Annotated in this window: 24 protein-coding genes and 1 pseudogene; 18 read left to right on the top strand and 7 right to left on the bottom strand. The window is 48.9% G+C overall.

What is annotated here, in order from left to right; genetic code table 11:
- Nucleotides 1-8 precede the first annotated feature (8 nt).
- From Q4E64_RS06710 to Q4E64_RS06685, 6 genes are all read left to right on the top strand, one after another.
- On the top strand, nt 9-698 hold the full coding sequence (locus Q4E64_RS06710; protein WP_303166988.1) for a hypothetical protein: 690 nt from the start codon (nt 9-11) through the stop codon (nt 696-698).
- Nucleotides 699-948: 250 nt separating this feature from the next.
- Nucleotides 949-1,176, top strand: a complete 228-nt coding sequence (locus Q4E64_RS06705; protein ID WP_303166991.1) for a hypothetical protein — start codon at nt 949-951, stop codon at nt 1,174-1,176.
- Nucleotides 1,164-1,949, top strand: coding sequence for a DUF6036 family nucleotidyltransferase (locus Q4E64_RS06700; protein WP_303166990.1), 786 nt, complete (start codon nt 1,164-1,166; stop codon nt 1,947-1,949). Before Q4E64_RS06705 ends, Q4E64_RS06700 begins: the two co-directional genes overlap by 13 nt.
- Nucleotides 1,950-2,943: 994 nt before the next feature.
- Entirely contained in the window at nt 2,944-5,682 is a 2,739-nt protein-coding gene (locus Q4E64_RS06695) for an autotransporter outer membrane beta-barrel domain-containing protein (RefSeq protein ID WP_303166989.1), read from the top strand.
- Between the two features lie 15 nt (nt 5,683-5,697).
- A complete protein-coding gene (locus tag Q4E64_RS06690; protein ID WP_303166988.1) occupies nt 5,698-6,387 on the top strand; it encodes a hypothetical protein in 690 nt (229 codons plus the stop codon).
- Between the two features lie 187 nt (nt 6,388-6,574).
- Entirely contained in the window at nt 6,575-9,496 is a 2,922-nt protein-coding gene (locus tag Q4E64_RS06685) for an insulinase family protein (RefSeq protein ID WP_303166987.1), read from the top strand.
- 133 nt (nt 9,497-9,629) lie between these two features.
- Here Q4E64_RS06685 and Q4E64_RS11485 read toward each other — a convergent pair whose 3' ends face one another.
- From Q4E64_RS11485 to Q4E64_RS06665, 5 genes and pseudogenes are all read right to left on the bottom strand, one after another.
- Nucleotides 9,630-10,199, bottom strand: a complete 570-nt coding sequence (locus tag Q4E64_RS11485; RefSeq protein ID WP_368501538.1) for an O-acetyl-ADP-ribose deacetylase — start codon at nt 10,197-10,199, stop codon at nt 9,630-9,632.
- Between the two features lie 3 nt (nt 10,200-10,202).
- A pseudogene (locus tag Q4E64_RS11480) lies at nt 10,203-10,565 on the bottom strand (SseB family protein); the annotation flags it as partial.
- A gap of 21 nt (nt 10,566-10,586) precedes the next feature.
- Nucleotides 10,587-11,516, bottom strand: a complete 930-nt coding sequence (gene fba, locus Q4E64_RS06675; RefSeq protein ID WP_303166985.1) for a class II fructose-1,6-bisphosphate aldolase — start codon at nt 11,514-11,516, stop codon at nt 10,587-10,589.
- Between the two features lie 99 nt (nt 11,517-11,615).
- A complete protein-coding gene (locus Q4E64_RS06670) occupies nt 11,616-12,275 on the bottom strand; it encodes an RluA family pseudouridine synthase (RefSeq protein WP_303166984.1) in 660 nt (219 codons plus the stop codon).
- A 1-nt stretch (nt 12,276) separates the two neighbouring features.
- Nucleotides 12,277-12,468 carry a DUF896 domain-containing protein gene (locus Q4E64_RS06665; protein WP_303166983.1) on the bottom strand — a complete coding sequence of 64 codons (192 nt, stop codon included), beginning with the start codon at nt 12,466-12,468 and terminating at the stop codon, nt 12,277-12,279.
- 253 nt (nt 12,469-12,721) lie between these two features.
- Between Q4E64_RS06665 and Q4E64_RS06660 the strand changes: the two genes are divergently transcribed.
- Genes Q4E64_RS06660 through Q4E64_RS06650 form a run of 3 tightly spaced genes read left to right on the top strand, consistent with a single transcriptional unit; the run spans nt 12,722 to nt 15,475 of the window.
- Nucleotides 12,722-13,672, top strand: coding sequence for an ABC transporter substrate-binding protein (locus Q4E64_RS06660; RefSeq protein ID WP_303166982.1), 951 nt, complete (start codon nt 12,722-12,724; stop codon nt 13,670-13,672).
- Complete coding sequence (locus Q4E64_RS06655; RefSeq protein ID WP_303166980.1) at nt 13,662-14,690, top strand: iron ABC transporter permease; 1,029 nt, start codon at nt 13,662-13,664, stop codon at nt 14,688-14,690. Before Q4E64_RS06660 ends, Q4E64_RS06655 begins: the two co-directional genes overlap by 11 nt.
- Nucleotides 14,687-15,475 (top strand): ABC transporter ATP-binding protein, encoded by a 789-nt coding sequence (locus Q4E64_RS06650; RefSeq protein ID WP_303166978.1) that lies wholly within the window; start codon nt 14,687-14,689, stop codon nt 15,473-15,475. The genes Q4E64_RS06655 and Q4E64_RS06650 overlap by 4 nt, the downstream gene beginning before the upstream one ends.
- Nucleotides 15,476-15,543: 68 nt before the next feature.
- On the opposite strand, the gene ilvA is transcribed toward Q4E64_RS06650, so the two are convergent.
- Entirely contained in the window at nt 15,544-16,749 is a 1,206-nt protein-coding gene (gene ilvA, locus Q4E64_RS06645) for a threonine ammonia-lyase (RefSeq protein WP_303166977.1), read from the bottom strand.
- 468 nt (nt 16,750-17,217) lie between these two features.
- On the opposite strand from ilvA, the gene prmA reads away from it, so the two are divergent.
- The 6 genes from prmA to Q4E64_RS06615 all read left to right on the top strand — a co-directional run bounded on the left by prmA (nt 17,218) and on the right by Q4E64_RS06615 (nt 21,531).
- Nucleotides 17,218-18,153 carry a 50S ribosomal protein L11 methyltransferase gene (gene prmA / locus Q4E64_RS06640; RefSeq protein WP_303166976.1) on the top strand — a complete coding sequence of 312 codons (936 nt, stop codon included), beginning with the start codon at nt 17,218-17,220 and terminating at the stop codon, nt 18,151-18,153.
- A 133-nt stretch (nt 18,154-18,286) separates the two neighbouring features.
- Nucleotides 18,287-19,027 (top strand): 16S rRNA (uracil(1498)-N(3))-methyltransferase, encoded by a 741-nt coding sequence (locus Q4E64_RS06635; protein WP_303166974.1) that lies wholly within the window; start codon nt 18,287-18,289, stop codon nt 19,025-19,027.
- A 6-nt stretch (nt 19,028-19,033) separates the two neighbouring features.
- Entirely contained in the window at nt 19,034-20,347 is a 1,314-nt protein-coding gene (gene mtaB / locus Q4E64_RS06630) for a tRNA (N(6)-L-threonylcarbamoyladenosine(37)-C(2))-methylthiotransferase MtaB (RefSeq protein WP_303166972.1), read from the top strand.
- An 84-nt stretch (nt 20,348-20,431) separates the two neighbouring features.
- A complete protein-coding gene (locus Q4E64_RS06625) occupies nt 20,432-20,770 on the top strand; it encodes a histidine triad nucleotide-binding protein (protein WP_303166971.1) in 339 nt (112 codons plus the stop codon).
- A gap of 119 nt (nt 20,771-20,889) precedes the next feature.
- The gene (gene rpsU / locus Q4E64_RS06620; protein WP_021720854.1) at nt 20,890-21,066 is read left to right on the top strand and encodes a 30S ribosomal protein S21; all 177 of its coding nucleotides are present in this window, start codon (nt 20,890-20,892) and stop codon (nt 21,064-21,066) included.
- A gap of 15 nt (nt 21,067-21,081) precedes the next feature.
- On the top strand, nt 21,082-21,531 hold the full coding sequence (locus Q4E64_RS06615) for a GatB/YqeY domain-containing protein (protein WP_303166970.1): 450 nt from the start codon (nt 21,082-21,084) through the stop codon (nt 21,529-21,531).
- A gap of 103 nt (nt 21,532-21,634) precedes the next feature.
- Here the strand turns inward: Q4E64_RS06615 and Q4E64_RS11475 are convergent, their stop codons facing one another.
- A complete protein-coding gene (locus Q4E64_RS11475) occupies nt 21,635-21,799 on the bottom strand; it encodes an Arc family DNA-binding protein (RefSeq protein WP_368501537.1) in 165 nt (54 codons plus the stop codon).
- A gap of 191 nt (nt 21,800-21,990) precedes the next feature.
- Here Q4E64_RS11475 and Q4E64_RS06610 point away from each other — a divergent pair, with 191 nt between their 5' ends.
- The 3 genes from Q4E64_RS06610 to Q4E64_RS06605 are packed head-to-tail and all read left to right on the top strand — an operon-like array spanning nt 21,991 to nt 24,989.
- A complete protein-coding gene (locus Q4E64_RS06610) occupies nt 21,991-22,926 on the top strand; it encodes a glycosyltransferase family 2 protein (protein WP_303166968.1) in 936 nt (311 codons plus the stop codon).
- Nucleotides 22,926-23,306 carry a GtrA family protein gene (locus tag Q4E64_RS11470; RefSeq protein ID WP_368501533.1) on the top strand — a complete coding sequence of 127 codons (381 nt, stop codon included), beginning with the start codon at nt 22,926-22,928 and terminating at the stop codon, nt 23,304-23,306. Before Q4E64_RS06610 ends, Q4E64_RS11470 begins: the two co-directional genes overlap by 1 nt.
- Entirely contained in the window at nt 23,307-24,989 is a 1,683-nt protein-coding gene (locus Q4E64_RS06605) for a DUF6020 family protein (RefSeq protein ID WP_303166966.1), read from the top strand.
- The last annotated feature ends 22 nt before the right edge of the window (nt 24,990-25,011 follow it).

The raw sequence follows: 25,011 nt of genomic DNA, 5'->3' as shown, positions 1-25,011 counted from the left end.
TGCAGATTATGAAAAAAATTATTAGCATGGGCGTCGCTATGGCTCTGCTGCTGACGGGCACGGCCCTGGCCAGAGAAATGCAGCAGGGCAACGCGGTGCGGGACAGAGTGATTCAGCAAAAACAAATTCAGGAAGCGGCTTATCAAAAAGATATCCAATTATTTTCGCAGGAGGAAATTGTTATTACCAATAGCGTACTGCCCAACGGCACGGTGACGACGATAAACAAAGCGGCGGAGGATTTGGGACAGCTTTTAGAGATTCGCTATTTTTATGAGGATGGCAACGACGACCAGAACGATGAAAATGAAGAAGAGCGGGCGGTTCTATTGACGCACGCTTTTTACGAGAACGGCGAGCTGTGGATGCGGGGCAGAGTAGAAGCGGACGAGGAAGCGCCGGTGGAACGGCTGACAACCAAGCGGCTTGATGTGGAAACCTTTAAGGGCTTGAAAGTCGGCGACGATTTCCAAAAAATTATGGAGCTGTACGGCGAGCCGCAGTTTATTCATTGGAACCGCTTGTGTAAGGACGATTGCGAGGAGGTGGACCGCTGGTTCATTTACTTCTGCCAGGAGCCTTACGAAAAAGGGACGCCGAAGGCAGAGCGGCCGAAGATAACCAAGCTTTTGCTTGGCATTAAGGGCTTAAAGGTGACGCGCGTAGGCTATTCGGGAATGTGGCGCTTAGGATTGTAAGATAAAATTATAACGTAAAAATAAAATTAAAATTAGAAAGCCGGTCGGCGATTTTCAAGGGAAAAAGAAATTGTCGGCTGGCTTTAACATTTTGTTTTGCAGATTTGTTACGCTGGGACTGCTGTGCGGCAAAGGGATTTGTGGTATAATGTTGTACACAGGGATTCGCGAGCCGTAAGGTGAAGCGAGAGCTGATGTACAACACTTGTGGCGAAATAAAAAACTATGATAACTAAAGGAGGATAAGGTTTTGAGTATAGCAAAAATAAACGATGCCTCTCTTTGGATGAAGGAACGGAGAGAGCGATTAAAAAATTTGACTCCTGAAGCCAGAACTTATAAACGTATTCGCGGCAGAGCGCGTACTCCTGAGGAAAAAAAAGCCTTGGTCTTGGCTTGCGCCAATGCTTGGAATGAATGGATTAGTTCAGGCAGGCTTGTTAAAACAGAAAAAGGATACAGATTATGCAAGGTATAGATGGGAACACCATAAAGAAAATTCATAATCAAAATATATCTGATCCGGTTAATGAACGTTTATTGATAGCCGGCCTTATTTGTTCTTTGGCTAAGGATTTTTCTAACGAGCTAGTTGTTGTTGGCGGTTCTGCGGTAGAATTTTATACTGCGGCCAGCTACATGACTAAGGATATAGATTTTATCGCTAAGGATGATTTTCAAATTTCTAAGATTATGACTTCTTTGGGTTTTACTATTGACGACGGATACACATGGTTTCATCCTGATACGTCTGTTGTGGTTGAATTTCCTAAACCACCGCTGGCGGGAGATATAAATCGTTTAACAGAAGTTGAAACGGAGTATGGAACTGCGAAAATTATTGGCATTGAAGATATAATTTTAGATAGATTGAAAGGCAGAGAGTTTTGGCAGGATAATAATGAATTGCCTGAAATGATGATATTATCGCATTACGATGATATTGATTTTGAATATTTGCGCTCACAAGCAGAATATGAACTTGTTGGCGATGTGCTGGAGAAAGCTATTTCAGATGTTGAATGTTATAAAGAGGGGAAATCTCCGTATTTACGAAATCGATTTTATAGCGATAAGATTATTGAGCAAAAAATAATTGACGCATTGGAATACGATGTTCCCTTAGATAAAATAGTCAGCCGTTTGGCGACAGACGATCAGGTAAAGGGTAGCGACAGTGTGGAGAGAAAAGCATATATTAAGTATATAGTAAGTGCCAGTGCAGAAATTCAAAAACTTTTAAAAGAGTAGAGAAACGAGAATGAATCATCGTTTAAAATAGTGTTATAATAACGAGAGTTGAATTTTAATAAAAATACCCTGACGCAGAACGCAGAAAGCTAACAATAGTTTTCCGCGTTCTGCTTTTTTGTGCGGGAAATTTTTATCATAACTATACCCATCCTTGTCAAAAAATTTTTACGCAGCTTTTATTTTTGAGATACAAGCGGTTGGAAAAATTCTGCTTTTCTTTTCATCGTCCCACTACCCCAAAAGTAAAACAGAGGCAAGCTAGAAAAAGTAAATATTTATACACACAAGAAGCTTGCCGGGGGGGACTTCTATGCTACAATTAAACTAGCGCAACGTATATCAGTAAGCAATTTATGCTGCGAGGACGATAGCAATTTTGCAAAGCGCAACTGCATTTTATTTTTGGGCGAGCCTGCGCGACGCGGGCGAGCAAAATTTTTTCGAGAGGATGATTTTGATGGGCGGAAAGAAAAAGAAATTTTTGGCGCAGGCGATAATCTTGGGATTGCTATTGGCAATGCCGTTGGGCGTGCAAGCTGAAGTTTATAATGTTCAAATTGGTATGAATGATGGCTATAATTGGGAAAAAAATAGTGAAGGTCAGTTTATAAAAAAACAGATACAAGATGATCCAAATATTATGGGGGTCTATACATATACATATTCGTTTGATGAAGATGATCGGCTTATATATAAAGGAGGAAGCAATACCGCTGCAAATTTATATAATCATCATATAAAAACCACATATGATTTAAGCAAGCTGTTGTATATAGAAATAGAACCTGATCTGGATACTTATCCTGTCCTTGCTGACTATTCTGTTTATGGGGTTTATTCTCGCGGCGATGGTCTTACAGTTAAAATGGGAGATGGAACAGTAATAGCAAGATCGCAAACTTCTGATAGCAATGGCATATATGCAAGAAATTGGAGCACTATAGAATTAGGAACCACGAAGATATTAGCTGAAAATAATTATACGACAGATATGAGTGCGTACACAGTTGGTTGGGCTAGGGGCGTTAGCATACGTAGTGAGGCTATAGGTACTTTAGAAGATAAATCAATAATAAGAGCTTCGACATGGGGTGACCGTTACGATAAGGCGTGGGCCGTCAGCGCAGAATATTTTCCGACAAGCGTAACATTGGGAAGCGATACTATAATCAACGCAACGTGCAGCGCCGCCAGCGGCGAAGCAACGGGAATTTATGTAGATGCTGGTACTTTTGATGTAGGCGATAATTTGAAAATTATTGCTAAGGGCGAAGGCGACGGCAGTATTTGGGTACGCGGTATTAATTCGGAGGTTCATCCGCATAGAGATTATATTGAGTATGTGAACGAATACCCAGCTCCAGTCGTGAATATAGGAGAAAACCTAAAAGTCATTGCAATAAATGAAGCTACAGCAGAAAAACACTATACTTATGATAAATTAGACGACCAAGATTATATTGATAATATCGACAAACCGCATACTAACAGTACCTCTTATGCCATGTATATAAATTATGGTAAAGTTACTGCGGACAAAAATTCCGTAATCTATTCTGCGGGGTCCGGCGACGGCGAGATTACTGTGCGCGGAATTTATATCAATTCCGTAGATAATCCTTTAAGAGACGATCCGCAACACGTGGATGTCGAGATGATTCCGGCTGAGGTAACATTAAAAGAAAACGCAATTCTCAAAGCGAGCAACATTGCTAGAAACGGCGACGCAACAGGTATTTGCGCGCGTAATATAGTTAATGTAGAAAGTAATTCGCAAATTATTGTAACGGCAGAAGGCGAACATCATGACACTATTGGCGTTTATACGGAAAGCAAAAAATATGATGCCGCTTTAGATAAAGATTTCACAACTAAAGCCGAAGTTAATTTAACGGACACAGATATTACTGTAATTAACAACTCTACAGATACATTTTCATATACGGCTGGCATTGAAGCAACTGCAGAAAGTAAAGTAAAGATGCAGGGCGGTTCTATCGCAGGCAAGAGCGCGGATAATCAAGAGTTTAAAGCGATTGTTACTTACGATTCGGGCGAGGTGAACGTAAAAGATGCGGTGATAGCCGGGTCTTTAATAGCTGATGATCAGGGCGTTATCAATATGGAAGCCAACGATTCGTCCTCGTATTTGATTGGCACGGTTACAACTGACAATGGAGTTAGAAACGGCGGCTCTACTACCGATTTGACTTTTAAAAACACGACTTGGTATATGACGGGCGACAGCAATGTTACTAATTTGAATTTGGATGGCGGCGTTGTCAGCATGGTTGCCAATGAAAAAGATTTTTCTTATACGGATTACGAGGTGGAAATCGAAAAAATTGCTGACGATGAAATAGAGTATTATTACGATGTAGCTAATGAAAGCTATACGCAAAAATCAATCGGCACTGTCAGCGGTAACGCGCACAAGCTCTCCATAGATAAGGCGTTGAACGGCAGCGGCACTTTCATTATGGATTTGACCTATCACGATAACGATGTCAAATCTTACGAGAACGCGACGGATAGCGACTTCGTCTACATTCATGGCGGCGATAACAGCGAGCAGCGTCTTGTTTTTAAAGACAATAACAGCAATTTGGGAGCAATGGCCAGCGACGATAAGCTGTACTTTGCGCAGATTAAGCAGGACGCCGCTACCTTTGGCGACGGCGGCGACAATGTTGGCGAGTATAGCACCGTGACCGCGATCAATGAAAAGGGCATTTATGATTTGGAATTTTATATCGATTCCGAGCAAAACGCGGAACAGACGGATTACAACGACTGGTTCATCACCGGCAAAACTAAGAAGAGCAACCCCAACGGCGACGGCCCCATCCATTCCTATAACGCGGGCTTTGCGCTGTGGCGCGACGACGATACGCTGCTGAAACGCTTGGGCGAGCTGCGTTTTACCAACGACGAGGGCGGCGCCTGGGCGCGGGTCATCGGCAAAAAGCTGGAGGATAACAGGAGCCTGGGCTTCAACACGCACGCCAAAACCGTGCAGGTGGGCTACGACCGCAAGGATGTGCAGGAGGACGGCAGCGGCACCTGGCGCAAGGGCGTCGCTTTGGGGCACACCTGGGCGGACACCGGCTTCCGCGGCGGCAGGGGCGAAAATAATTATACCGATTTAACGCTGTACGCTACGAATATCCGCAAGCACGACCATTACTGGGATTTGGTAGCGCGCATCGGCTATATAGATTCCGAATACGACACCGCTTACGGCGACCGCGGCGAGTTCGACAACTGGGCTGGCAGCCTGAGCGCGGAATATGGGCGCAAGAAAAAACTTAACGAGGACAACTGGTTCATCGAGCCGCAGGCGCAGCTGACCTACAGCTATATGTGGGGCGACAGCTACACGACGCGCAACGGCGCGCGCGTGGTGCAGAGCGACGCCGACAGCCTGGTAGGACGCGCGGGCTTTATCATCAGCAAGGAAATAGAAAGCGAGCGCAAATATCCGCACCGCTATTACGCCAAGGCGTTCATTATGCACGAATTCCTGGACGGCGGCGACAATAATATTTATTTTGACAGCGACAGGCTGTATGGCGGCAGCGATTTCAAGGACACCTGGTACGTTGCAGGCGTGGGTGCGAACGTGGACATGGGCAACAGCTGCACGTTCTACTTCGACGCCGAAAGAAACTTTAAGGCGCACGCCAAGATGCCGTATCGCATAGAAGCGGGCTTCCGCTGGGAATTCTAAAGAGAGGTGCAGATTATGAAAAAAATTATTAGCATGGGCGTCGCTATGGCTCTGCTGCTGACGGGCACGGCCCTGGCCAGAGAAATGCAGCAGGGCAACGCGGTGCGGGACAGAGTGATTCAGCAAAAACAAATTCAGGAAGCGGCTTATCAAAAAGATATCCAATTATTTTCGCAGGAGGAAATTGTTATTACCAATAGCGTACTGCCCAACGGCACGGTGACGACGATAAACAAAGCGGCGGAGGATTTGGGACAGCTTTTAGAGATTCGCTATTTTTATGAGGATGGCAACGACGACCAGAACGATGAAAATGAAGAAGAGCGGGCGGTTCTATTGACGCACGCTTTTTACGAGAACGGCGAGCTGTGGATGCGGGGCAGAGTAGAAGCGGACGAGGAAGCGCCGGTGGAACGGCTGACAACCAAGCGGCTTGATGTGGAAACCTTTAAGGGCTTGAAAGTCGGCGACGATTTCCAAAAAATTATGGAGCTGTACGGCGAGCCGCAGTTTATTCATTGGAACCGCTTGTGTAAGGACGATTGCGAGGAGGTGGACCGCTGGTTCATTTACTTCTGCCAGGAGCCTTACGAAAAAGGGACGCCGAAGGCAGAGCGGCCGAAGATAACCAAGCTTTTGCTTGGCATTAAGGGCTTAAAGGTGACGCGCGTAGGCTATTCGGGAATGTGGCGCTTAGGATTGTAAGATAAAATTATAACGTAAAAATAAAATTAAAATTAGAAAGCCGGTCGGCGATTTTCAAGGGAAAAAGAAATTGTCGGCTGGCTTTAACATTTTGTTTTGCAGATTTGTTACGCTGGGACTGCTGTGCGGCAAAGGGATTTGTGGTATAATATAATAGATTTTATAGCATATACTACAGGAGGTCACAATGAATTTGGAGATAAATAAAATTTACCACGGTTTCAAGGCGCTGCAAGAAGGTTTTGTCAGCGAGGTACATTCCCGTGCGTACCTGATGGAGCATGTGCAGAGCGGCGCGCGTTTGTTGTATTTAGCCAACGACGACGACAATAAGGTGTTTTCTATTGCCTTCCGCACGCCGCCCGCCGACGATACCGGCGTGGCGCATATTCTGGAGCATTCCTCTTTATGCGGTTCGCGCAAATATCATTTGAAGGAGCCTTTTGTGGATTTGGTCAAGGGCTCGCTGAACACTTTCCTGAACGCCATGACCTATCCCGATAAAACGGTTTATCCCGTGGCCAGCCGCAACGCCAAGGATTTTCATAATCTGATGGACGTTTATCTGGACGCGGTGTTTTATCCTTTGCTTTACGAAAATAAATATACGCTGCGCCAGGAGGGCTGGCATTATAATCTGGAAAGCCCGGAGGACGAGCTGAGCTATAACGGCGTTGTTTATAACGAGATGAAGGGCGTTTATTCTTCGCCCGACGCTTTTTTGGAAAACGAAGCGATGAAGGCGCTGTTCCCCGATACTTGCTATCGCTTTGAATCCGGCGGCTATCCGGACGCAATTCCGCAGCTGACGCAGGAGCAGTTTGAAAATTTCCATAAGACTTATTACAGCCCGGAAAATTCCTTTATCTATTTGTACGGCGATATGGATATCGCGGCTACGCTGGCTTATTTGGACGCGGAATATTTGTCGCAGTTTAGCAAAACGGGGCAGGTGCAGTCCGAAATTCCTCTGCAAGCGCCTTTGGCGCGGACGGCGGAGGTGGAGGCCTTCTATCCCGTGGATGCGGAGGAAGACTGCAAGGGCAAAACCTACCACGAATTGTCCATCGTTACCGGCAAAGCTGTGGATTTGCAGACCAGTATGTCCCTGCGCTTGCTGGAAGCGGTATTATTGGAAAGCGAATCCTCGCCCTTGCGCCGCGCTTTGCTGGCGGCTGGCGTAGGGCAGAACATCAGCGGCAGCTATACGGGCAGCTTGCAGCAGCCTGTGTTTGCCATTCGCGCCGCAGGCAGCGAAAAGGATTTGCGCGATAAATTTATCAGCGTGATTTACAAAACCTTGCAGGATTTAACCATCAACGGCATAGATAAACAGCTGCTGGAGGCGTCGCTGAATTCTACGGAATTTAAGCTGCGCGAGGCCGACTTCGGGCCTTATCCCAAAGGCTTGATTTACGGCTTGGGCGTGCTGGATACCTGGCTGTACGGCGGCGACCCCATCGAGGGCCTGCGCTACGAGCAGGCTTTGGCCGCTATGCGCAAGGGCTTGGCAAGCAATTATTATGAAAGCCTGATTGAAAATTATCTGCTGGATAATACCCACAAGGTTATCGTGACGCTGCTGCCACAGCCTGGCAAGGAGGAGGCCGACCAGGCTGCCGCCGCGGAAAAAATGCAGCGGCTGAAGGACGGCATGACGCAGGAAGAATTGGCGCAGTACGCTTTTGAATGCGCCGAGCTGCACCGCTTGCAGGCCGAGCCCGACAGCGAGGAATCCCGCGCTTCCATTCCCATTCTGCAGCGCAGCGATATCCGCCGCCGGACGGAGCGCATTGCAAAAGTGGAGGAGGGCGAAGCTAATCGGCGTTTAGTTTTCGTTCCCGCAGTGACGAATAAAATTGCCTATACGAATTGGTATTTTGATATCAGCGGCGTACCGGCGGAGCAGCTGCCCTTGTGCTTTCTGCTGTCCGACGTTTTGGGTAAGTTCAATACCAGGCGTTACAGCTATCAGGAGCTGTCTACTTACGGCATTATGTACACCGGCGGTATTACTTTTAACGTGCGCGCCGTTTCTGAGGCGGAAAACGCCGACGCTTACCGCCTGTATTTCAGCGTGAAGGCTAAGGCTTTGCTGCAAAATCTGCCCCATGTTTTCGATTTGCTGCAGGCCATCGGCACAGAAAGCTTGCTGAACGATGTGCAGCGTTTCCAGGAGCTGCTGGCGGAAATCAAAACCGATTGGGACGACGAATTTTTCAATCGCGGCCAGACTATCGCTATTTCCCGTCTGTATTCCTACTGCGCGGCGGGGGCTCGCGCCAACGAGCAGGATCAGTTCAGCTATTACCAATTTTTGAAAAAGCTCAGCGATAATTTTGCCGAGCAGGGCGCTGCCGTTTTGCAACAGCTGCAAGATTTGCTGGCGCTGTTTTTCCAAAAGAGCCGCTTTACGCTGTTCTATTCCTGCGACGCGGAGGATAAGGAGCAGGTGAAGGCGCAATGCCTGGACTTTGCGGCTAAACTGCCGGAGGCTACCGTGGCCGTCGCGCCGGAAATTTTGCCTGCGCCGGGGCATAACGAGGGCATCACGACGGCGGGCAAGGTACAGTACGTTGCCGCAGGCGGCAGCTTCGCGAAGTTCGGCCATAAATATACCGGCGCTATGCGGGTGCTGGAAACTATTCTGCGTTACGAATATTTGTGGACGAAGATTCGTATTCAGGGCGGCGCTTATGGCGCGACGGCGCGCTTTGAGCTGAACGGCCTGGGCGTTTTCGCATCTTATCGAGACCCGCAGCTGGCAAAATCTCTGGAGGCCTACAAGGCGCTACCTGCCTGGCTGCAAACGGTGGAATTTCCCGACCGCGAGCTGGATAAATACGTTATCGGCACAATCAGCGGCATGGATACGCCGTTGACCAACAGTATGCGCTTGGATCAGGCGGCGCTGCAATATTTGAAGCAGATTCCCGAGGAACTGCGCCAGCGCATCCGCGACGAGGTGCTGGACGTGAGCAACGCCGATTTGCAGGCCTTGGGCAAGGTTGTCGAGGATATGCTCAGCGACGGTTTGCTGTGCGTTGTGGGCGGCAAGCAGCCTATCGAAGCCAATAAGGATAAATTTACGGCTATCATTAACAGCTGAATAAGCAAAACGCTTGTTTCCCCTCGCGTTTCACGATAGGAAACAAAAGCTGTTTCCACCTATAGGAATAAATAAAAATAAAAAGCGTACCCTGAGTTCTGCATGGATAAGCAGAGTAGGGTACGCTGATTTTTTAGGTAAGTTCGCCGCGCTTGGCAGCGTCGATAAGCTCTTGGTAAGCTTTGTAAACGGCGCTGTTATAGCAGGTCAGGATAATTTTCATGGCATAGTCAGGATTATCGTTGAGCCATTGGGTCACGGTCAGCAACGCAACGCGCGCCGCTTCTTCCACGGGATAGCCGTAAGCGCCGGTGGAAATGGCGGGGAAGGCGATGCTGTGCAAATGGTACTCCTTGGCTAAGTTCAGACTATTGCGGTAGCAGTCGGCGAGCTCCAGTCGTTGGCTGACCTTGCCTGCGTAAACGGGGCCCACAGTGTGGATAACGTAGCGGGCAGGCAAATTGTAGCCGAAGGTAATTTTTGCTTCGCCTGCCCGGCAGCCGTGCAAAGTTTGGCATTCGGCCAGCAGCTGCGGCCCGGCAGCGCGGTGGATAGCGCCGTCCACGCCGCCTCCTCCCAAAAGCGAGCCGTTGGCGGCGTTGACGATTACGTCGCAGTCCAGCGTGGTGATGTCGCCGCGCCAAAGAGCGACGCCGCTTTTTAAAGGCTGCTGCTGCGCGTTCTGCAGCAGCTCCCGCAGCATTTTCTTTTGCAGCGTCACGGGAGCAGGGGAGCAGGGGTTAAAGACGATGCCGGCAATTCCCTCCATTTGCAGAATGGCTTCGCAATAATTTATTAAAGGCCGGGCTATAGCGTTCGCTGTATCGCAGCCGCCGGCGGTTGCCGCACTGGAATAAGCGGCTGCGTAAACCAAATCGTCTTCCGCCGTATGGGTTAAAATACTGATTTGACCGCCCGCAGCATTGGACGCGACGGGAATCAAGATTTCAGCGCCCTCCTGCATAATATTGCTGACGGCCTGCAGCAGCGCGGTCAGATTGCGGGCGCTTTGCTCTGCGGCATAAGCGCGCTGCGCGCTGGCGATAATATCTTGAATAGGATGCAGCATAATGACTTTGGTCTTGCGTTCTTACAGCCTGTTGCTGCTGTTGAGTACGTCGCGCATTTTGTGAGCTACCATGTCCTGAATGGCCTGACGGGCGGGTTTCAGATATTGGCGCGGGTCGAAGTCGGCGGGATGCTCGACAAAGTGCTTGCGGATGGAAGCGGTCATGGCCAAACGCAGGTCGGTGTCGATGTTGATTTTGCAGACGCCGAATTTGCCTGCCTTCAGCAGCATATCTTCGGGCACGCCCTGAGCGCCGTCCAGCTTGCCGCCGTATTTATTGCATTCTTCAACGAAAGAGGGGATAACGGTGGAAGCGCCGTGCAGTACCAGCGGATAGCCGGGCAGCAGGTTGGTGATTTTTTCCAGACGAGCAAAGTCCAGCTCCGGTTTGCCTTTGAATTTATAAGCGCCATGGCTGGTGCCGATAGCGATAGCCAAAGAGTCGCAGCCCGTGCGTTCTACAAATTCCACAGCTTGGTCGGGGTCGGTGTAGGTGGCGTCTTTGGCGGCAACCTTAACGGCGTCTTCTACGCCTGCCAGCTTGCCTAATTCGGCCTCTACTACAACGCCCTTGCTGTGAGCGTATTCAACGACGCGGCGGGTCAGCTCGATGTTTTCTTCAAAGGGATGCTTGCTGCCGTCAATCATAACGGAAGTAAAGCCGCCGTCTACGCAGGCTTTGCAGATTTCAAAATCTTCGCCGTGGTCCAGATGCAGGCAGATGGGCAGGCCGGTGTCTTCTATGGCGGCCTCTACCAGCTTCATGAGGTAGATATGGTTGGCGTATTTGCGCGCACCTGCGGAAACCTGTAAAATCAGCGGGGATTTTTCCTGCTGGGCTGCGGCTACGATGCCCTGGATAATTTCCATATTATTTACGTTGAAAGCGCCTACTGCATAGTGGCCTTCATAAGCTTTTTTAAACATTTCGGTAGAAGTTACTAAAGGCATTAAAATTCCTCCTTACGATAATCAGGCAGCAGTTCTTATGACGGCTGTTGTCTGACTTCTTTATATTACGTATCTTAATTATAGCACACTAATTGCATTTTAGTATAGTATTTTTCGTAAATCCTGCGGCAGAGCGCGGGTAATTTCCAGCGGCGTATCGCCGACCGGATGCAGCAGGGCCAGACGGTAAGCGTGTAGCGCGTGGCGGGCCTGGGGGCCGGGCGTTCCGTAAAGATTATCGTTGACCAAAGGATGGCCGATGTGGGCCAGATGCACGCGGATTTGGTGCGTTCGGCCTGTGAATAAACGTATTTGCAGCAGGGTGCTGGCACCGTAATAGCCTAGGACGGTGTAAGCCGTTTTGGCGTACTTGCCGCGCTCATAGTCCACGCAGCGCTCGATGATGCTCCCCTCCTTGCGGGCGATAGGCGCTTCGATGACGCCGTGCAGCTGTTGGACGCGGCCTGCGGCGATAGCCAGATATTCTTTAACCGGCTGCCGCTGGCTGAGCCAGAACTGTACTACGGGCTCCTTGGCGAACAGCACCAGGCCGGAGGTGTTGCGGTCCAGGCGGGATACGGGATGGATACCGCAGTTGGTGCGGCGATAGTTGTAATATTCCTGTACATAATCGTAAAGGGTGGAGCCGCTTTCGCTGACCGTGGGGTGAACCAGCATCCCGGCAGGCTTATCGATAATCAGCAGATAATCGTCTTCAAAGGCGATCATGCCGGGGGTAAGACGGGGAGCGCCGTTCATTTCAGTTCAGCTTTTCAGGCGCTTCGTCCACGATTTCGATATTGTCCAGCTGCGCCTTGAGCTGGCTGCGGATATTAGCGAGATAACGCTTGTAAAGCTCTTTTTGCTCCGCCTGTTCTTCGCGAGTAAGCCCTTGTGTCTTTTTTTTATGAGCCAGTTCGTTGATGCGTTCAATCATATCTTTGATATTCATGCTTTCACTTCCGTTATAATTTTCTAAACGCGGGACGCGGCGCATTTTGCTTGCGGCGAGCTCTGCGTCGGATTTAAAAATTCGCCCGTCTGTAATTATAGCAAAGCGCAGGCTCAGGGGCAAGCGGCGCAGCAATTTATTGACTGCAAGCGGTAATTGTGCTATTATGATGACAATGTAATTGAGAATATCTCCTAGAGATGGGCGCGCGTTTTTTAGCGTGCGCTTTGCTTGTCTAACGAGGTGACAGAAAATGAATTTAAAAAAATTAGCCGGAGTTTTGCTTTGCGTTTTGGCACTGGGCGTCGCAGGCTGCGGCGGCGAGCAAAAGGAGGCCGGCGGCGGCAAGGCCTATTTGCAGCTGACGGACGCTGCGGGGCGGCAGGTGACTTTGACTAAGAAACCGGAACGGATAGTAAGCCTGAGTCCGTCCTATCTGGGTATGATCGACGCGGTGGGCGGTAAGCTGGCGGGGCGCGCGACTTCGAAGGTGGGTACTGTGCCTGCGTCTATGAAGGACGTGCCGGAGATAGGCCTGGTATATAATATAAATATGGAAAGCTTAGTGGCGCTGAAGCCGGATTTAGTGCTGGCGGGAAAAAATCAGCACGAAAAATTTGTGCCGCTGCTGACTTCCAATAATATCAGTGTTATTGAGTTCGACGCTAAAACTTATGACGAGGTAAAGCAGACAGTGACCACCTTAGGCGACATTTATGGCGCTCAGGACAAGGCAGCGGCAGAGAACGCTTTGCTGGATAAGGAAATTGCCGCCGTAACTGCAAGGCTGCCTAAGAATAAGAAACGGGTTGTTATTATGCACGCTACGGCCAGCAGCGTGACGGTGGAAGGCTCGCATAGCATCGCGGGCTGCGTCAGCGACCTTTTGGGCTTTGAGAATGTGGCCGCCGCCGCTTTGCAGGGCAAGTCCGACAAAACTCCCTACAGCATGGAAAGCCTGGTAGGGCAGGATCCCGATATTTTATTCATTACCTCTATGGGCAAGCCGGAGGAAATAGAAAACCGCCTGCGCAGCGATTTCAAGCAGAATCCGGCGTGGAACAGCCTGCGGGCCGTGCAGCAGGGACATGTTTATGTGCTGCCGGAAAAGTTGTTTTTAATCAATCCCGGACTGCGTTACCCCGAAGCGGTAAAATATATGGCGCAGCAGGTTTATCCAGAGGTCTTTAGAAATGGAAAATAAGCAAGCGGAGGATTTGCAGAGCGCAGAACGCTTGGGCGTAGGCCGCGGTGCGTGGCGTGCAGGCGTTTTGCTGCTGTTTTTGGCTTTGGCGCTGGCAGGCTCCTTTTTAAGCCTGACGAAGGGCTCCAGCGTGATTACTATGCGGCAGATAGCCGATATCCTGCTCCATCCAGGCACGGACCCGCAAAGCCAGATTATTTGGAATATCCGTATGCCGCGCACCATTGTAGGAGCGTTGGTAGGAGTTAATTTATCCTTGTCCGGCGCGATTTTGCAGGCGATTATGCGCAATCCTCTGGCAGATCCGCATATTATCGGTATTTCCTCCGGCGCTGGTCTGGCAGGTGTGGCGATTATGATTTTGTTTCCGGCGTTGGAATATTTGATTACGCCTGCGGCGTTTATCGGCGCTATGCTGGCGGCGGTGTGCATCTATATTTTGGCGTGGAAAAACGGCATTAAGCCGGTGCGTATTATTCTGGCCGGCGTGGCGGTTTCCGCTTTTTTGAGCGCCGGTATCAGCGGCCTGATGATTTTTTACAGCGACCGGGTACACGGCGCGTTGATGTGGATGGTGGGCGGCTTGGCGGCCCGCAGCTGGCCCCATGTGCAGATTATTCTGCCGTATGCGGCGATTGGCATGCTCTTGGCCCTGGCCAGCGCGGCCTATCTGAATATTTTGCAGCTGGGCGACGAAATGGCGCGTGGCTTGGGCATTAACGTGGAGGTAACGCGGGTGCTGCTGACTGCCGTGGCGGCTTTACTGGCGGCCAGCGCCGTCAGCGTCGTAGGGCTGTTGGGCTTCGTTGGCCTGGTAGTGCCCCATGCGGCAAGACTGCTGATTGGCAGCGATTACCGCTATCTTTTGCCTGCTTCCGCATTGCTGGGCATTGCCATTGTAACGCTGAGCGACACCTTCGCCCGCGTTGTCTTTGCGCCTATCGAGCTGCCGGTGGGCATTATTATGGCCTTTTTGGGCGCGCCCTTCTTTTTGTTTTTGCTGAGGAGGGAAATATGATGCAGCCGATTTTAGAAGCCAGGCATATCGATATTGGCGTCAACAATAAAACCATCGTGCACGATTTGTCCCTGCAAATTCCGGAGGGTAAAATTACGGCTATTATCGGGCCTAACGGCTGCGGCAAGAGTACGACGCTGAAGGCTTTGTCCCGCATCTGGCCCTGCCAGCAGGGCAGCGTTGTCTTTAAGGGACGGGATATTAAAAGCTTTACTCATCGCGAGCTGGCTCAATGTCTGGCAATTTTGACCCAGGGGCCGCAGGCTCCTGCCGATTTGACCGTACAGGATTTGGCGGAGATGGGGCGTTTTCCGCACCGAGGCTTTTTGGGCCGCGGCGCTAAGGACGACGGCCGGCATGTGGAATGGGCCTTGGCGCAGACCAATATGACGGAGATGCGCCATCGCCTGCTGCATACTTTAAGCGGCGGCGAGCGTCAGCGGGCCTGGATTGCCATGGCGCTGGCGCAGCGGCCCCAGGTTTTGCTGTTGGACGAGCCGACAACCTATCTGGATATTTGCCACCAGCTGGAGGTGATGCAGCTTTTGCTCAAGCTGAACCGGGAGCTGGGGCTGACGGTAGTAATGGTTATTCACGACCTGAACCACGCTATTCAGTACGCCGATTATGTGGCGGTAATCAAGCAGGGGCGTTTGGTGACCTGCGGCGAACCTCAACAGATTGTGACGGCGCAGCTGCTCGCGCAGGTGTTCAGGGTGCAGGCCGACGAATTTGCCTGCAGCAACGGTTTGCGCGCTTTGCTGCCTGTGGATTTGTGCAGGTAAATTAAGTTAATATGGAACGAAAAAATTCCCCGCTTATCCTGTGATAAACGGGGAATAGCTTTATGCCGTTAGACGCGTTCGTTGACCAGCTTAAAGCCTGCGGCGGCAAGCTTGGCCTTGATTTCGGCAATTTGCTCCTTGTCGCGGGTTTCCAAACCTAATTTTAAGAAGCAGCTGGTGATGGCCATGTTGGCGTCGCTGCGGTCGTGGTGGACGCTGATGACGTTAGCGCCGCAGCGGCTGACGATATCGCTGACCAGATTGAGCTGGCCGGGCTTATCCTCCAGCGCAATCATCAGATTGGTTTTGCGACCGCTGGTTACCTGGCCGCGGGTAATGACGCGGGAAAGAATGTTGACGTCGATATTGCCGCCGGATACCAGGCAGACGGTCTTTTTACCCTCGATGGGCAGCTTGTTGAAAAGAGCTGCGGCTACGGGAGTAGCGCCTGCGCCCTCGGCGATAAGCTTTTGCTTTTCCATGAGGGTGAGGATGGCCGTAGCGATTTCGTCCTCGCTGACGGTTACGATATCGTCCACATATTTACTGATAAGCTCGTAGGTGTTTTCGCCGGGAGTTTTCACGGCGATGCCGTCGGCAAAGGTGTTGACCTGCTCCAGCGTTTCGTATTTATGGTCGTGGTAAGCGTTGTACATGCTGGCTGCGCCTGCCGCCTGCACGCCGTAAACCTTTACTTCGGGACGCAGGCTTTTAATGGCGAAGGCTACGCCGGAAATCAGGCCGCCGCCGCCGATGGGGACGATGACTGCCTCTACGTCCGGCAGCTGGTCGAGAATTTCCAGACCGATGCTGCCCTGACCGGCGATTACCAGCTCGTCGTCATAGGGATGAATGAAGGTCATGCCCGTTTCCTCCTGCATTTGCACGGCACGGTCGTGGGCATCGTCGTAAGCTCCGGGCACCAGCTCGACATGAGCGCCCAGGCGTTTAGTGTTTTCTACTTTCATAATGGGCGCGCCGTCGGGCATGCAGATGACGCTTTTGATGCCCATGTGGGTGGCTGCCAGGGCTACGCCCTGGGCGTGATTGCCGGCGCTGCAGGCGATAACGCCTTTAGCGCGTTCTTCTCCGTTTAATTGGCTGATTTTGTAGTATGCGCCGCGCACCTTAAAGCTGCCGGTGACCTGCAGGTTTTCTGTCTTTAAATACAGGTTTTGGCCTTCGCAAAGGTGGGGTGCGGCAATGAGGTCTGTTTTGCGCGCCACGCTTTTGAGCACAAAGGAGGCGTGGTAGATTTTGTCTAATGTGAGCATTGCGGCACTTCCTTTTTCCCTTATTTTACAATAACAATATAAAATGATGCGAATTGTTGAACGTCGCGCTTGTAAGGCATCATAATTTTATGCAAATATAACTCCCTCAGTCACCTGCGGTGACAGCTCCCTCAAAGAGGGAGCACAATGGCTTTTCAATTATCTTTTGTTTGTTCCCCCTCTTAGAGGGGGAGGTCGAGCGTGAGCGAGACAGGGGGAGATAATTTGGCTTTGAAAAATGACTAAGGATATTGCTTTGCCTAAAAGTACAATAGCTTATCACAGTGTACAAGCTGTTGACGTAACGCTAACCCTTCGCATAAATAAAGTATAAAATTAAAATTTAGCATCGTCAAGAGAAAATGCACATGAATTTTGTTGGATAGCTGTGCAATTCATAGCGCGATAGTGTATAATAGAATGATAAATAAGCAAGCGATAAATTTTGCGAAGGGAGTTTGAAGATAGATGAACGATTGGATAGAGGTTAATGTGGCTGTGACGCACGAGGCGGTGGAGGCTGTTTCGGATATTTTGACGGAGGCTGGGTCGAAGGGCGTGGCTATCGAGGACCCGCGGCTGATTAACGAGCTGCGCAGCAGCGGCACCTGGGAGCTGTGCGATATTCCGGAGCAGCAGAATACCGAGGTGGTAACGGTCAGCGGCTATTATGCTGACGATGATCGGCTGCAGCCGCGTTTGGCGCAGATTGAAGCCGCTTTACAGGAGGTAGAGGAGCGCATCGGCAAGTACCGCTTTGGCAATACGCGCTTCCGCCGGGTGTCCGAGCAGGATTGGGCCAATGAATGGAAGCAGTATTTTCATGTGACGCATGTGGGTAAATCGCTGGTGATTAAGCCCAGCTGGGAGGAATACGAGCCCAAGGCAGGGGAACACGTTATCGAAATTGACCCCGGCATGGCCTTTGGCACGGGTACGCACCATACTACGAATATGATGATGGAGCGCCTGGAGCGAGTGCTGCCCAAGAATGCCGTGGTTTTTGACGTGGGCACGGGCAGCGGTATTCTGGCTATTGCGGCGGCGCTGTGCGGCGCTCAAGAGGTTAAGGCGGTGGATATCGACGGCGTGGCTGTGCGCGTAGCCCGCGAGAATGTGGCGAATAATCATTTGAGCGCTAAGATTGAGGTGCGCGAGGGCGATTTGCTGCACGGCACCGAGGGTAAAGCGGATGTGATTATCGCTAATATTATCGCTGATATTATTATTCTGCTGCTGAAGGACGTTCCCGGCAAGCTGAAGGACGGCGGCCTGTTTTTGGCCAGCGGCATTATCGAGGAGCGTATGGCCGACGTGGCGGCAGAAGCTGAGCTGCAGGGCATGCATGTGGACGCTGTGGATAGGCGCGGCGGCTGGGTTGTGATGCAGATGAGGAAAAAATAATTATGCGACTGCCCATAAGGCGTCATCTGCGTTGTTGCGGCTCCTAGGAGTACTACTATGTACGCCGTCGTCGCCGCGCCTAGCATCTGACGCCTTCTGAGCAGTCTTAGTTTTAAACAAGCAGGAGAAATATATGCATCGTTTTTTTATACCTCAATTATATAATGAAGAAATGTATTTGGAGGGCGTGGACGCGCGGCATATTGGCAAGGTGCTGCGCATGCAGCCCGGCGATAAGCTGCAAATCGTCAGCGACGACGGGGTCAGCGCGGTGGCGCAGATTACGTCTATCGACGGGGAGCGCGTTTATGTGCGCTGCCTGGAAAAGCTGGCCGAAAGCCACGAGCCCCGCGTGCAGCTGGTGCTGGCGCAGGGTCTGGCCAAGGGCGAAAAAATGGATTTCATCATTCAGAAGGCCGTGGAGATGGGAGCCTACAGCATTGTGCCGGTGGCTATGGAGCATTCCGTGGTGCGCCTGGAGGGCGTTAAAGCCGTTAAAAAGGTGGAGCGCTGGCAAAAAATTGCCGAAAGCGCCGCCAAGCAGAGCAAGCGCGATATTATTCCCCGGGTGCAGCCGGTGCAGACTATGGCGCAGATGCTGGCGAATAATCCCTGCCAGACGAAGATTATCGCTTACGAGTGCGAGGACCGCTTGAGCCTGAAGGCAGCGCTGCGGGAGGCGGACGCCGCCAATATCAGCGAGCTGTTGCTGATTATCGGGCCGGAGGGCGGCATCAGCGAGAACGAGCTGGAGCAGGCGCGGGCGGCCGGGGCGACGCCGGTTACGCTGGGCAGGCGGATACTGCGGGCGGAGACGGCAGGCCTGGTAGCGATCAGCGCTATTTTTTATGAAAAAGGAGATTTAGGAGATTAACCATAGATGAAAAAAATTGCTTTTTATACCTTGGGCTGTAAGGTTAATCAGGCGGATACGGCGAGCATGGAGAGCATTTTCCGCGCCGCCGGTTACGAGGTGGTGGGCTTTGCCGAGTCGGCCGATGTTTATTTGATCAATACCTGCGTGGTGACGAATACGGGGCAGCGCAAGTCGCGGCAGATCATTAACCGCGCCGTGCGCCGCAGTCCGCTGTCGCTGGTAGTGGTTACGGGGTGTTATCCGCAGACAGCGCCGGAGGAAGTGCGCGCTATTGAGGGCGTGGACGTAATCATCGGCAATCAGGAGCGCGGCCGCATTGTGGAGCTGGTGGAGCAGGCCTTGGAGCGCAAGGAAACAACGGTTTTGGATAATGTGCAGCAGATGACGGTGGATACTAAATTTGAGGAGCTGGGCGTCGGTACGGAAACTGATAAAACGCGGGCCTTCTTAAAAATCCAGGAGGGCTGCAACCAATACTGCACCTACTGTATTATCCCCTTTGCCCGCGGACCGCTGCGCAGCCGCAGTCTGCCAGGCATCCGGGAAGAGGTTGCCAAACTTGTGGCGGCTGGCTACAAGGAGGTCGTGCTCATCGGCATTCATTTGGGCTGCTATGGCAAGGAGCTGCTCAAGGAAGGGCGGCACGTTACCCTGTATGATGCGGTACAGGCCGCTTTAAGCGTGGAGGGCGTGCGCCGCCTGCGCCTAGGCAGTTTAGAATCGGTAGAGGTGGAGCCGCGCTTGCTGGAACTGATGGCGCGGGAGCCGCGTTTGTGCAGGCATCTGCATCTGCCGCTGCAAAGCGGCTGCGATAAGGTGCTGCGGGCTATGCACCGGCCTTATGATACGGCGCGCTTTGCCAAATTATTGCAGGAGATTCGCCAACAGGTGCCTGATGTGGCGATTACTACGGACGTTATTGTGGGCTTCCCCGGAGAAACGGAGGAGGATTTCCTGACGACGCTGGACTTTGCGCGTCAGTGCGGCTTTGCCAAGATGCATATTTTCCCTTATTCCAAGCGCAAGGGTACTCCTGCTGCGGCGATGCCTGAGCAGGTGGACGAGGCGGTAAAGGCGCAGCGCGCCGCCGAGCTGGCGGAGCTGGACGCGGCCATGCATCAGGAAACGCTGGCGTCCATGGTGGGGCGCACGGAAGAGGTGCTGTTCGAGCAGCCTGTGGACGCGGAGCATATGGAGGGCTTGTGCGGACCGTACCTGCGCGTAGTAGTTCGCGGTACGCCGGAGCTGGCGGGAGAAATTCGCCGCGTTAAGCTCACCGGCGTGCAGGACGATTGGCTGACGGGCGAGCTGGCATAAAATAATCTTTCTTTTTAGCAGGAATTTAAAATTAAAGCTAGAATATAAACAAGATAGATAAGAATGAGAGGAGGAAAATGAACCATGGCTGAGAATTGTATTTTTTGTAAAATAATCAAGGGCGATATCCCTTCCGCCAAAGTATATGAAGACGATAGAATGATCGCGATTAACGACGTGGCTCCGGCCGCTCCCGTACATGTGCTGCTGCTGCCCAAGGATCATACCGCTAATATTGTCGAAGCCGACCCTGAGCTGGTTGCTTATATGCTGAGCAAGGTTAAGCTGATTGCTGAAAAAACAGGCATTGCCGAAAAGGGCTTTCGCGTTGTTATCAACACCGGCGACGACGGCGGCCAAACCGTTAAGCATCTGCACATCCATGTGATCGGCGGCAAAGTATTAGGCTGGCCTCCCTGCTGAAAATATTGACAACAGTTGTCTTTTCCTGTATAATAGGTCAGTAAGTGTTTTTAGGTGGCAACGCCTGAAACTTAATTTGCATATACACTTCCCTAAGTGTGTGGAGGGAGGGAGATCAGATGGCAGAAATTAAAGTTGGCAAGAATGAAACTTTAGACAGCGCACTGCGCAGATTTAAAAGAGCAACCCAAAAGGCAGGCATTCTTTCTGAGGTAAGAAAACGCGAGCATTATGAAAAGCCCAGCGTTGCCCGTAAGAAAAAATCCGAAGCAGCCAGAAAACGTAAAACCAGATAATTGGAGGCGGGCTGTATGTCTATAAAAGACCAATTGACTAACGATATGAAGCAGGCCATGAAGGAAAGAGAAGCGGGCAAGCTGCGCTTATCCGTTATCCGCATGGTACGCGCTAATATTAAGAACGTTGAAATCAACGACAAAAAGGAACTCACTGACGATGAGGTTCTTGCAGTCCTGATGAAAGAGGTCAAGATGCGTCAGGATTCTCTGGAGGAATTCCAGAAAGCCGGACGCGAAGAATTGGTTGCCCAAGCTAAGGAAGAAATTGCTATCTTAAAGAAATATCTTCCCGAGGCTCTCGGTGATGACGAACTGAAAGCTATCGTAGCTGAAGTAATTGCCGCTGTCGGCGCTGCCAGCCCCAAGGATATGGGTAAGGTGATGCCGGCTGTCATGGCCAGAACTAAAGGCCGCGCAGATGGCAAACGCATTAACGCTATAGTTCGTGAATTGCTCAAATGATTATGATAACCGTGTTGACGAAAGTTAGCACGGTTATTTCATTTTTTACAGATAAAGTAAGAGACTAGTTAAAACTGATAATAACTAACGTATCAGCTTTAAGCTAGTCTCTTTTGCTTTTCTCCTGATGATATTTTTTTACATACTGTGTTAGTGCATATTCTATTTCTTTGTTGGTAGAACGGCAATTTTCGTTTGCTATAAGCTTTATTTCTTCTAGTAGTTCCTCAGGAATACGTAGAGAAAAAATAGGTAGTAATGATGGCATAAGCATAACCTGCTTTCTTTAGATTATGTTATTATATTAGCTTTCGAAATAGTTTCTGTATACTTTCAAGGTGCTATCACTATGATTTGACAATGATGTCGACAACTGCTATACTATCATTAAATATTAGAGAAAAATTTTCGTGAAATTTTCGACATTACGGTGTTGCTGTTGTGACTAAGAGGTGTATCGTGAGTAAAATAGCAGTTTTAATTCCTTGTTATAATGAAAGTTTAACTATAGCGAAGGTCGTTTCTGATTTTAAAAAAGCATTACCGGAAGCAGATATTTATGTTTACGATAATAATTCATCGGACCAGACAGATAAAATTGCTGAGCAGGCAGGAGCTATTGTGCGCTATGAATATAGGCAGGGCAAGGGAAATGTTATTCGTTCTATGTTCAGAGATATAGAGGCTGATTGCTTCTTAATGATAGATGGAGATGATACTTATCCCTCTGAAAATGCGCGGGAAATGTGTAATGCGGTATTAGATAAGGGTGCAGATATGGTTATTGGCGACAGGTTATCTTCAACGTATTTTAATGAAAATAAACGCCCTTTTCATAATATTGGGAATGTTATCGTAAGAAACAGCATCAATATGCTATGGCGGCCTAAAGAAAAAATTTTAGACGTTATGACTGGGTATCGTGCTTTTAGTCCCATATTTGTTAAAAGTTTTCCCGTTCTTTCTAAAGGCTTTGAAATAGAAACAGAAATGACTATTCATGCTCTTGATAATAATTTAGTGATAACAAGTATTCCTGTCACATATAGGGACAGACCGTCAGGCAGCGTTAGCAAGCTGAACACTTATAGTGATGGCGCCAAAGTGATTATGACTATTTTTAATTTGTACAGAGATTATAAGCCATTAAAATTTTTTGGCATAGTTGCTTTATTGCTTACTTTTCTTTCTATAGGACTTTTTATTCCTGTATTTATAGAGTATGTGCAGAATGGTTTGGTGCCAAGGGTTCCTACACTAATCGTGAGCGGCTTTTGTATGTTAGCTGCCGTTCTTTCCATAGTGTGCGGATTGATTTTAGACACTAATGCTAAGAACTGCCGCAAAAATTTTGAAATACAGATGAACGCTATGCTTTTATTATTGAAAAAGTAATGCAGAAATTATTTTTTGAAGTAATACGTTTTGGCTTAGTTGGCTGTTTATCGTTTGTGGTGGATTATGGACTGCTCTATTTTTATACAGAATTTTTGGGAGTCAGGTATTTGTATTCTGCCGCCATATCTTTTTCTATATCTTTGCTGTTAAACTATTGGTTATGCGTAAGATATGTTTTTCAGAAGGCAGTTGAATCAACCGCTAAGAGACAACTGCTGTTTATCGTTAGCAGCATAGCAGGTTTGGGCCTTAATCAGTTCTGTATGTATGTACTGGTAGAGATTTGTTTACTCTATTACATGAAAGCTAAAATAATATCGACTGTAGTCGTTATGTTTTGGAATTATATTATGAAGCGAAAGGCGGTTAAGGGATAAATGATTGGTGAGAGGCGTTACTCTTTTATTAGTAATATTTATTTTAAAACTATAGTTACGTCTATTGCCTTGACGTATCTGTTTAAGTTATCAACGGTCAGTATTTTTCCATTATTTATAGCAGTGTTGGCGTATTATTTTTATAAAATTAATGCGGATTGCAAAATTCAGAACGAAGCGAAATGGTGCGGAGCGCTGCTTGCGCTTTTCTTGACTTTAGGAGAGCCGGATTTATTATTAAATATAAAGAGAAATATGGTAAAGATATTTGCTTTGCTGATGGGGTCAGGCTTTTTCCTAAGCTGTTTGCTGCAAATTTTTTATGATTTATACGACAAGTATCTTAGTGACAGTACTCCCCTGGAGCAGGCTTATAATAAAATTGCAGTAGTTTCTTTAACTGCTTTCGGTTGGTTGCTGGTCTGCTGGATACCTTATTGGCTGGCGTGTTACCCTGCTGTCTTAACGCCTGATAGTATCAGCCAAATAAAACAGGTGTTGGGGCTTGCGCCGTTGGTCAATCATCACCCGATTGCTCATACTATGACGCTAAAGTTAATGTATGAATTTATCAGTTCTTGTGGCGTTCAGGATATCAATGCGATTATAGGGTTTATTAGCTTTATCCAGCTTTTGTTTTTAGCAGTGTGCTTTACGCTTGTGGTCCGGTTTATTTATGTGAAAACGGGCAATAGGTTGTTGGTGTGTTTAATATTGTTGTATTATGGCTTGGTATCTTTTCATGGCTATTATAGCGTGACCATCTGGAAGGATATTACTCATGGAGCGATTACTGTTCTGTTGTTACTAGCTTTGGTTAAAGCGTTATCGTTTTCTGGACATATGAATTCGAAGAGTGCTGTTCTGTATGTAAGTTTATTTTTATTATGCTGCGCGTTTTGTTTGTTCCGTAGTAACGGTTACTATGCCTTGCTTCTGTGGCTGCCTTTTCTGATATTATTTTCGTACAAATTCAAAAAATATTATTTAGTGGCGGTAGTATTTTTGGCTATAATATTCAGTAGTTATGTAAAAGGGCCTTTTTATGAGTCTTTGGGAGTTCGCGATGCGAAATTTTCTGAAAAACTGTCTATTCCTTTGCAGCAGATAGCTTATGTGGTGAAGAATAATAGACCGCTGACAGAGAAGCAAAAATATCTTTTAGAGCAAATTATTGATGTACGAAGGATACCCAGGCTGTATAAGCCTTACATTTCCGACCCGATTAAAGGAAATTGCCGCAACGGAGAGTTTTTCGCTGCTAATAAATGGGAATATTTTCAAATGTGGTTTGACTTGGGAATAAAATACCCTAAGGATTATCTTATAGCGTGGCTTCATCAAACCAGGGGATATTGGTATCCTAATATAAAATATTGGGTTTACGGAAAAGGAGTAAAGAAAAACGATATCGGGCTTGAACGGAGCCCAATAGCTGTGAATAAAGTTATAGAAAAAATATCATTAGAAAAAATTTGGGGGTTGGGCGCGTTCTATAATGTCGCAGCATATACGTGGGTATTGCTGGTTATGCTTTCCTTTGCCGTTGCGCGCCGTAACTGGAGCGTTGCGCTTTGTTATTTATTGTTGTGTAGCATTTTCTTTTCTTTGCTGTTAGGGACTCCTGTTTTTGCTGAATTTAGATATTATTTAAACTGTACCCAAGAAAATGGACACTCCTAACATAAAAAACTTTAATCTGGAC

It is taken from the genome of Phascolarctobacterium sp., assembly GCF_030531065.1.
In the GTDB taxonomy this organism is placed as follows: domain Bacteria; phylum Bacillota; class Negativicutes; order Acidaminococcales; family Acidaminococcaceae; genus Phascolarctobacterium_A.
The sequence above is the reverse complement of the archived record's forward strand: the minus strand, read 5'-3'. Positions and strand labels throughout refer to the sequence as shown.